This window comes from Bacillus sp. H1a, assembly GCF_000633475.1.
GTDB classification, from domain to species: domain Bacteria; phylum Bacillota; class Bacilli; order Bacillales; family Bacillaceae_G; genus Bacillus_A; species Bacillus_A paramycoides.
Genome location: NZ_AYMH01000127.1, coordinates 1 through 1,014 on the forward strand (window position 1 = coordinate 1; position 1,014 = coordinate 1,014).

1 protein-coding gene is annotated in these 1,014 nt (G+C 43.1%); it reads left to right on the plus strand.

Annotated features, from left to right (window positions below; all coding sequences use genetic code 11):
- Positions 1-1,013 (plus strand): serine hydrolase domain-containing protein (locus U860_RS0130455; RefSeq protein ID WP_025151425.1); only part of this gene is annotated, 1,013 nt, incomplete at its 5' end.
- Position 1,014 lies beyond the last annotated feature (1 nt).

Sequence of the window (1,014 nt, forward strand, 5' to 3'; positions counted from 1 at the left end):
ATCGTAATTCCGTCAAGCAAGCAATGCGGGATATATTGAAATTTGGAATCCCGGGGATACTTGCTAAAACTTCCGAGGATGGAAAAACGTGGAGTTATGCGGCCGGGGTAGCGGATCTGAGAACCAAGAAACCAATGGAAACAGATTTTCGCTTTCGCATCGGCAGCGTGACGAAGACGTTCACCGCAACGGTTGTACTTCAATTAGCTGGAGAGAACCGCCTGAATCTAGACGACTCCATCGAAAAATGGTTGCCTGGTGTCATTCAAGGAAACGGATATGATGGTAACCAGATTACTATCCGGCAGATATTGAACCATACAAGTGGTATCGCTGAATACTTAAAGTCAAAAGACGCTGATATGATGAATACAAAAAAAACATATACCGCTGAAGAACTAGTGAAGATTGGGCTTTCTCTGCCCCCAGACTTTGCCCCAGGAAAGGGCTGGTCTTATTCAGACACAGGATACGTATTACTGGGTATGCTAATTGAAAAAGTAACCGGAAACAGCTATGCGGAAGAGATTGAAAATCGGATTGTTGAACCACTTGAATTGTCGAATACATTCCTACCTGGCAATTCAAGCGTTATTCCAGGCACCAAGCATGCCCATGGATATGTCCAACCAGACGGAGTAAGTGAGCTAAAAGACGTTACTTATTATAACCCAAGTATAGCTAGCTCGGCTGGAGATATGATTTCTACTGCCGACGACTTAAACAAATTCTTCTCTTACTTACTCGGTGGTAAATTACTGAAGGAACAGCAACTAAAACAAATGCTTACTACAGTTCCTACAGGAAGTGCTGAAATCAGCGGATATGGTCTTGGAATCTATGAAACTAAGCTTCCAAACGGTGTCTCGATATGGGGACACACAGGTAGCATTCCAGGGTTTATTACTCTTGTTGGGGGTACACTTGGAGGCAAGCATACGTTGGCCGTCAATTTGAACAGTATGGGGAAAGCTAACTTTAAAAATATTTTACTTGCTGAATTTAGCAAGTAGG